Source organism: Ectopseudomonas composti, assembly GCF_900115475.1.
Classification (GTDB): Bacteria; Pseudomonadota; Gammaproteobacteria; order Pseudomonadales; family Pseudomonadaceae; genus Aquipseudomonas; species Aquipseudomonas composti.
In genome coordinates this window covers 417570-425534 of record NZ_FOWP01000005.1, presented here as the reverse complement: position 1 = coordinate 425534, position 7965 = coordinate 417570, and the positions used below count along the sequence as shown (strand labels likewise).

Sequence of the window (7965 nt, the reverse complement as noted above, 5' to 3'; positions counted from 1 at the left end):
CAGCGAACGGCCATCATCAGCGCGGAGGATCGGCAGCACGGCGAACCACTCGCCGACCTTCAACTCGGTCTTGGAAATCTTGGCTTTCGCGGCCACGGCGGTACGACCGAAGTCGTCAGCCTGGCGACCGTCGTCATGCACCGGCAGCAACTGGCTACCCGTGGTGCCACGGCCGCCGTCGAGTTTCACCGAGTACAGGCCCAGTACATCGAGGCCGAAACCGACGGTGCCTTCGGTGTAGCCGGAGCGAGCGTCGAGAATGAAGCTCTGGGTCCAGCCTTCGGCCTGGCCCTGACCGCCCTGGGTCTGGTTGAGGAAGTTACGGTTGAAGTAGTAGTTGCGCAGGCCGAGGGTGACCTTGGCGTCGTCGACGAAACCAGCGGCGTGGACGTTGCCAACGGACAGAGCGGCGATGGCACTGGCCAGGCTACAGGCGGCAAACAGTGAGGTACGGCAGAAAGTACTTGTCATATCTTGTTGTTGTCTTCGACAGGTTAAAAAAAGCGGTGCCAAAGCACCGCGAGGGATAACGCTGCGCCGCGATGGCGCAACATCATGGGGTCGAGCTGAGAGACTCAGTTCAGGGCATCACGGCTATGCACGCCGTCGACCAGACGCTGAATACCCAGCGGGTTGGCGTTCTGCAGCGCTTCCGGCAGGACTTCGTCCGGGTAGTTCTGGTAGCACACCGGACGCAGGAAACGATTGATCGCCAGGGTGCCGACCGATGTGCCACGGGCGTCGGAGGTCGCCGGGTAGGGACCGCCGTGAACCATGGTGTCGGACACCTCGACGCCGGTCGGGTAGCCATTGAGCAACACGCGGCCAGCCTTCACTTCCAGCAACGGCAGCAGGTCGCGGAAGGCCAGCAGGTCGTCACGCTCGGCAATCAAGGTCGCGGTCAGTTGGCCATGCATGCTTTGCAGCGCGCGGGTCAGTTCGTCACGATCCGCTACTTCGACGACGATGGAGGTCGGGCCGAAGACTTCTTCCTGCAGCAGGTGGTCACCGTCGAGCAGCATGCTCACGTCAGCCTTGAACAGCTGCGGCTGAGCCTGGTTGCCGGACTGCTCGTTACCAGCCAGGTGAGTGACCTTGGGGTGGGCGTTGAGCTGAGCCAGGCCACCGGTGTAGCTACGCAGGGTGCCGGCGTTGAGCATGGTCTGCGCCGGTTGAGCGCCGATGGCATCAGCCAGGGCAGCGACGAAATCACTGAACTCGGCGCCACGGATACCGATGACCAGGCCCGGGTTGGTGCAGAACTGACCGCAACCCAGCACCACGGAACCAGCCAGCTCCTTGGCCACGGTCGCGCCACGCGCCTTCAGGGCGCCCGGCAGGACGATCAACGGGTTGACGCTGGACATCTCGGCGAACACCGGGATCGGCTGCGGACGAGCAGCGGCCATGTCGCACAGGGCGCGACCGCCTTTCAGCGAGCCAGTGAAACCAACGGCCTGGATGGCCGGGTGCTTGACCAGAATCTCGCCGACGCCGCCGCCGAAGATCATGTTGAACACGCCCTTGGGCATGCCGGTTTTCTCAGCGGCGCGGATGATCGCGTCAGCGACGCACTCGGCGGTGGCCATGTGGCCGCTGTGCGCCTTGAACACTACCGGGCAACCGGCAGCCAGAGCAGAGGCGGTATCGCCACCCGCGGTGGAGAAGGCCAGCGGGAAGTTGCTGGCGCCGAACACGGCAACCGGGCCAACACCGATCTGGTACTGACGCAGGTCCGGGCGCGGCAGCGGCTGGCGATCCGGCAGGGCGCGGTCGATGCGCGCACCGTAGAAGTCACCGCGGCGCAGCACCTTGGCGAACAGGCGCATCTGGCCACTTGTACGACCACGTTCGCCCTGGATACGGGCAGCCGGCAGTGCGGTTTCGCGGGTGACCAGAGCAACGAAGTCATCGCCGAGGGCATCGAGTTCGTCGGCAATCGCCTCGAGAAACTCGGCACGGCGCACGGCCGACAGGTTGCGGTAGGTCGGATAAGCGGCAGCGGCAGCCTGGGCGGCAGCGTCGACTTCTTCCGGCGTGGCCTGGATGAAGGTGTACGGCAGCGCTTCACCGCTGCTGGCGTCGAGGCTCTTGTGCTCTACGGTGCCCGCAGCGCGGCGCTCACCGCCGATGTAATTGTGGCCAGTCAGACTCAGCATGGTGTTCTCCTGTCAGGAGGGACGGCAACGCCGCCCCGGACAATGAATGAGGCCTCGACCTTTTGGGTCGAGGGGTGACAACTCTACTGCAGTTGTCAGACATATGATAAGTGATAACTTCGACATTCGTCCCCTTGTGAGGGCGCAATCCGTCAATCCGCCGAACGGAATTCGGCCCGACAGCCTGCTGCCGGGCCGCCAAAGCCTTATAACTGCCGCACCCCACCGACCTTCACGCCGGGCTGATGCACGCTGATGCCATTGCGCAATGGCTCACCCAACGCATCGAGGCTGACCTCGAAGGTGTCACCCGGCTGCGCCTTGACGCCATCGGCGAACGACAGCGTCGCGGTACCGAAGAAGTGCACATGCACATCACCCGGACGCAGGAACTGGCGGTACTTGAAGTGGTGGTACTCGAGGTTCTCCAGGCTGTGGCACATGTTGTCCTCGCCGGAGAGGAACTCCTTCTCCCACAGCACCTGGTCGCCACGGCGGATACGGCTGATGCCGGACAGGTGACGCGGCAGCTCGCCGATCAGCATTTCCGGGCCGAAGGAGCAGAAGCGCAGCTTCGAGTGGGCCAGGTACAGGTAGTTCTTGCGCTCGACCACATGGTCGGAGAACTCGTTGCCAAGGGCGAAGCCGATGCGATACGGCTGGCCATCGTCACCGACCACGTACAGGCCGGTCAGCTCGGGCTCCTCACCGAAGTCCTCGGCGAAGTCCGGCACTGGGAAGTCCTCACCGGGGCGAACCACGATGCTGCCGTCACCTTTGTAGAACCACTCCGGCTGTGCACCTTCGCTGCCTGCAGCCGGGCGACCGCCGGCCATGCCCCACTGGAACATCTGCATGGTGTCGGTGAGCTTGCCTTCGGCCTGCTGCGCCTCGACCTGTTGGTGCATCTTGTCGCGGGTGGAGGCGCTGCCCAGGTGGGTCAGGCCGGTGCCGGACACCAGGCAGTGGGCAGGATCGCTGTGATCCAGCGGAGCCAGCACACGGCGTTGCTCGATCAGTTCGGCATAGACCGGGCCGGGCTCGACGCCCAGGCGCTCGATTTCGGCGATCAGACCGTGGCCGTTGCGGATCGCCTGCTGCGCCAACTCACGGGTCGTGGCCACGCCCTTGATCACGCTGATGCGCTCTTCACCGACGACGCCGACCTGACGCTGGCCCTGCTCGTTCTCAAACTGAATCAGCCGCATTGCACAACTCCTGCCGTTCTTTTCTGTTGTTCTTGTGCGTCGCGATTGCGACGTTGTTGGGCAGGCACTTTAAAAACTGCCCGCGGTGCTGCCTAATGAAAGCTTCTGATTAGGTGATAACTTTTCGTCATCCCCATGCTGCCACCGCTGACCTACATCGTTTCCCGCCTGCGTATTCGCCAGCTGCGATTGCTGATCGCCCTCGACGAAATGGGCACGCTGCATCGCGCGGCCGAGCGCATCGCCATCAGCCAGCCGGGCGCGACCAAGGCGTTGCACGAAATCGAGACGACCTTCGGTACGCCGCTGTTCACGCGCTCGGCTCAGGGACTGCAAGCCAATGACCTGGGGCGCTGCGTGATCCGCTATGCGCGGCTCATCCACTCGGACCTGGCCCACCTGCATGAGGAAATGCAGAGCATCCTGCAGGGCCATGGCGGCCACCTGTCGATCGGCACCGTCGCCGGCTCGGTGCCGCTGGTACTGCGCGCGCTCACCAGCCTGCGGCAGATGCAACCGGACATTTCCGTGCAGATCGTCGAAGACATCAGCCCGCGCCTGCTCAAGCTGCTCGACGAAGGCCGCCTGGATCTGGCCATCGCCCGTACCAGCGGCAGCCAGCACCCGGACGACTACGAATGCCTGAGCCTGCATGCCGAACGCCTGGTGCTGGTGGCCGCGCCGCAGCACCCGCAACAGGACAACCCGGCACTGAGCCTGGCCGACCTGAGCGGTTACAGCTGGGTGGTCTATCCCACGGGCACACCAATGCGCACGGTGCTGGAGCGCGAGTTCGGCGAGGCGGGCCTGGAGTTCCCGCGTTATCCACTGGAAACATCCTCGACCTTCACCATGCTCAGCCTGCTGCAGGAAGACCCACAACTGGTGGCGGTGATGCCCTACTCCATCGCCTGTTCCAGCGAGGGTTTCGGTCTGCTGCAGCGCCTGCCATTGGAACTGCAGGCACGCAACGAACCCTGTGCCATCGTCCATCGCCGCGGCAGCAGCCTGTCGCCGCTGGCGAGCCTGTTGCTGGAACATCTGCGCAACGAGCAACAGGCGCTGGCGGAGGACTAGGACGCGCGCAGCCCGGAGCAAATCCGGGCTACCAGAGCGCCTTCGGCAGTCGCTGCAAGTAGCCGATCAGGCGCGCTGACGGCGAGTCAGGTTGTCGATGAAGGCCAGCAGGCCGAAGGTCCAGGGCGCCAGCGCACTGCTGTGCTGCACGCGATTATGCAGCGCGCCGAGCTGGCGACTGCTGATGCTGACCAAGTCACCCAGTTTGTGAGTGAAGCCGTTGCCGGGTTGATCGCGATCTTCGGTCGGGGCGAACAGCGTACCCAGATACAGCAGGAAGCCATCCGGGTACTGGTGGTTGGCATTGAGCGTCTGGCCAACGATATCCAGCGGGTCGCGACTGATCTGGTTCATGCTGCTGCGGCCCTTGAGCACGAAACCATCGTCGCCTTCGACGCGCAGGTCGACTTCGGCGTTGCGCACGTCGTCGATGCTGAAGCTCTGGTCGAACAGACGGATGAACGGGCCGATGGCGCACGAACCATTGTTGTCCTTGGCCTTGCTCAGCAGCAGCGCACTGCGCCCCTCGAAGTCGCGCAGGTTGACGTCGTTGCCGAGGGTCGCGCCGAGCACCTGCCCGCGGCTGTTGACCACCAGTACCACCTCGGGCTCCGGGTTGTTCCAGGCCGAGCCAGGATGAATGCCGATGTCCATGCCGCTACCGACGGCCGCCAGCACTGGCGCCTTGGTGAAAACCTCGGCGTCCGGGCCGATGCCCACCTCCAGGTACTGCGACCAAAGGCCCTGCTCCTGCAGCAGCTGCTTGAGACGCTGGGCATTTTCCGAGCCCGGCACGATGCTGCGCAGGTTGTCGCCAATCAACTCACGCACCTGAACACGGATTTCCTCGGCGCGCTGCGGATCACCGCCGGCACGCTCCTCGATCACCCGCTCGACCATACTGGCGGCGAAGGTCACGCCAGCAGCCTTGATCACCTGCAGATCGGCCGGTGCCAGCAGGCTGGGGCGCGTGGCGCTACGCTCGCTGCCACTGTTGGCCAGCAGCTCGGCGACACTGCACAGGCGCTGGGCGCGGCTGTCATGCACGCGCACGGCCAGGTCTTCCAGCTCGCACAGGCCGGCCAGGGTGGGCGACAACAGGCTGAGGTCGAACACGCCATCTTCATGCAACAGCACGGGGACTGGCCCGGCCAGCTCGCCTGGCAGCCAGACGCGTGCGAGCAAGGTGCCGGCGAGGCCGTCTTCGGGAAGCGTGTTTTCGGGGGTGAGGATCAGGGGGCGGGCCATGGGCGGACTCTTGAATTGTTGTTGGGAGGCGACCGCATGGCACCCCAAATGGATGCCCGGCCGCTGCTGTGCGACCATAGCCAAGCGTTTGTGCACTCGACCAATGACGAATCGTCAACGCCCGATACACACTGGTTATCGCACTGCCTCACAGGGAACCCCGCAATCGTGAGCCTGAACAAGCTGCCCACCCTGCATAACTGGCTGCGTCTGCGCCATCTGCAGCTGATAGAAACCCTCGCCGACACCGGCAACATGCACGCCACGGCGCAGCAGATGGGGTTGAGTCAGCCCGCAGTGAGCAAGATGCTGCGCGAGATCGAGCAGATGTTCGACTTCGCCCTGTTCGACCGCCAGCCACGCGAGCTGGTCGCCACCGAACTCGGCCTGACGGTGATCGCCTATGCCCGGCGCACGCTCAACGACTGCCAGCACTTCGCTCAGGAGCTCGATACCCTGCGCCAAGGCGGTTATGGCCATCTGCGCGTCGGCGCGATCTTCGCCGCCACTGCCCAGGTCGTGCCGAAAACCCTGCTGCAGCTCAAACGCCAACGCCCGCTGCTGACCATCGAGTTGGTCGAGCACACCAGCGACTACCTATTGCAGATGCTCCTGCACAAGCAGCTGGACCTGGCCATCGGGCGCTTCACCGAGCCGCGCCAGCAGGAGCATTTCAGCTATCAGGAAGTGGCCAGCGAACCCTTCCTGCTCTGCGCCGACCCGGCTCACCCGTTGGCCCGCGAGGCGACGCCGAGTGCCCGTGATCTGGAGCAGTGGCCCTGGGTGGTGTACCCGTCCAACACGCCACTGCGGCGCATGATCGAACAGGCCTTCAACGACGCCGGCATCCGCTTCCCGCTCAACCGGGTGGAGACCGCCTCGGTGCAATCGACCCTGCACCTGCTGCACCACAGCCAGGCGCTGGCGCTTCTGCCGGAGGCCATCGTCCTGCAGCAGGTGGCACTGGGGCAGTTGGTCCTGCTGCAACCACCACTGCAGACGCCATCGCTCGGCTATGGCCTGCTGCGACGCAAGGACGAACCGCTGTCCGCCAACGCTCTGCAGTTCTACGAGGCGCTGCAAAGCGTGCTCGACAGCCCCAGATAACCCCTCGTTATGGGCTGATTACTAAGCCTCATTAGACAGCCCGGTTTGTCAGACAATAGTGTGCAGGCCATGCCCAACCCTCTGACACGGGCTATCGCGACCGAACTGCTGCAGTGACGGCGCGATCACTGACAATAATTTCAATAGGTGACATCCATGCTTTCCACCAAGGCTGGCGCTGCGCGCCGCACCCTCAAATCCCTCCTGCTGTCCGCCCTGCTGGTCTCGCCCATGGCCATGGCGGCTTACCCGGACAAGCCCATCCAGCTGATCGTGCCCTGGGCGGCCGGCGGTGGCAGCGATGCGGCGGCACGCGGTATCGCCGCGGCCCTGGAGAAAGAACTGGGCGTCACCATCAACGTGGTCAACCGTGCGGGCGGCAACGGTGTCGTCGGTCACAGCGTGATGGCCACCGCCAAGCCGGACGGCTACACGCTGGGTTTCATCACCGGCGAGCTGAACATGATGCACTGGCAGGGTCTGACCAAGCTGACCTACAAGGACTACACCCCGATAGCCATGACCAACTATGACTATCCGGGTGTTCAGGTCGCGGCAGATGCGCCGTACAACAGTGTCGGCGAGCTGCTGGAAACCATTCGCAACGAACCCAAAGGCACCATCAAGGCCTCGGGCACCGGCCTGGGCGGCATCTGGCACGTGGCGTTCGCCGGCCTGCTGCTGGAGCAGGGCATCGACCCGCAGAAGATCACCTTCGTGCCGAGCCAGGGCGCGGCACCGGCCATGGTCGAACTGGCGGCCGGCAGCATCCAGCTGGTACCGACCTCGGTGCCGGAAGCCCGCTCGATGATCGATGCTGGCAAGGCCAAGGGCCTGGCTATTCTATCCCCCGAGCGCAACCCGGCCTTCCCGGATATCCCGACCCTCAAGGAAAGCCTGGGCAGTGACTACTCCCTCGGCGAATGGCGCGGTATCGCAGGGCCCAAGAACCTGTCGCCGGAAATCGCCGCCACCCTCGAAGCGGCGCTGGAGAAAGCCTACAAGTCCGATATGTATCAGGATTACATGCATAAGCTGGGCTTCGGTGCGGAGTGGCGCAACACCGCCGACTTCAACGTCTTCCTTGAGGAAAACAACACCTACATGGGCGGCATCATCGAAAAGATCGGCATGAAGAAGTAAGCCCGACCTTCGATACGGCGCCC

The 7965-nt window shown here is 64.1% G+C and carries 7 protein-coding genes; 3 read left to right on the top strand and 4 right to left on the bottom strand.

Annotated features, from left to right (window positions below; all coding sequences use genetic code 11):
- The 3 genes from BM059_RS12460 to araD1 form a co-directional block, all read right to left on the bottom strand.
- The coding region (locus BM059_RS12460) for an OprD family outer membrane porin (protein WP_139220732.1) at nt 1–471 on the bottom strand (471 nt) is incomplete at its 3' end.
- A 104-nt stretch (nt 472–575) separates the two neighbouring features.
- Entirely contained in the window at nt 576–2159 is a 1584-nt protein-coding gene (locus BM059_RS12455) for an aldehyde dehydrogenase (NADP(+)) (protein ID WP_037001882.1), read from the bottom strand.
- A 206-nt stretch (nt 2160–2365) separates the two neighbouring features.
- Nucleotides 2366–3367, bottom strand: coding sequence for an AraD1 family protein (gene araD1, locus BM059_RS12450; RefSeq protein WP_074938961.1), 1002 nt, complete (start codon nt 3365–3367; stop codon nt 2366–2368).
- A 135-nt stretch (nt 3368–3502) separates the two neighbouring features.
- On the opposite strand from araD1, the gene BM059_RS12445 reads away from it, so the two are divergent.
- A complete protein-coding gene (locus tag BM059_RS12445) occupies nt 3503–4444 on the top strand; it encodes a LysR family transcriptional regulator (protein WP_074938959.1) in 942 nt (313 codons plus the stop codon).
- A gap of 66 nt (nt 4445–4510) precedes the next feature.
- On the opposite strand, the gene BM059_RS12440 is transcribed toward BM059_RS12445, so the two are convergent.
- Complete coding sequence (locus BM059_RS12440) at nt 4511–5692, bottom strand: fumarylacetoacetate hydrolase family protein (protein WP_074938957.1); 1182 nt, start codon at nt 5690–5692, stop codon at nt 4511–4513.
- Between the two features lie 168 nt (nt 5693–5860).
- Here BM059_RS12440 and BM059_RS12435 point away from each other — a divergent pair, with 168 nt between their 5' ends.
- Nucleotides 5861–6799, top strand: coding sequence for a LysR family transcriptional regulator (locus tag BM059_RS12435; RefSeq protein WP_037001878.1), 939 nt, complete (start codon nt 5861–5863; stop codon nt 6797–6799).
- 156 nt (nt 6800–6955) lie between these two features.
- Nucleotides 6956–7942, top strand: coding sequence for a tripartite tricarboxylate transporter substrate binding protein (locus BM059_RS12430; RefSeq protein WP_074938955.1), 987 nt, complete (start codon nt 6956–6958; stop codon nt 7940–7942).
- Nucleotides 7943–7965: the final 23 nt, after the last annotated feature.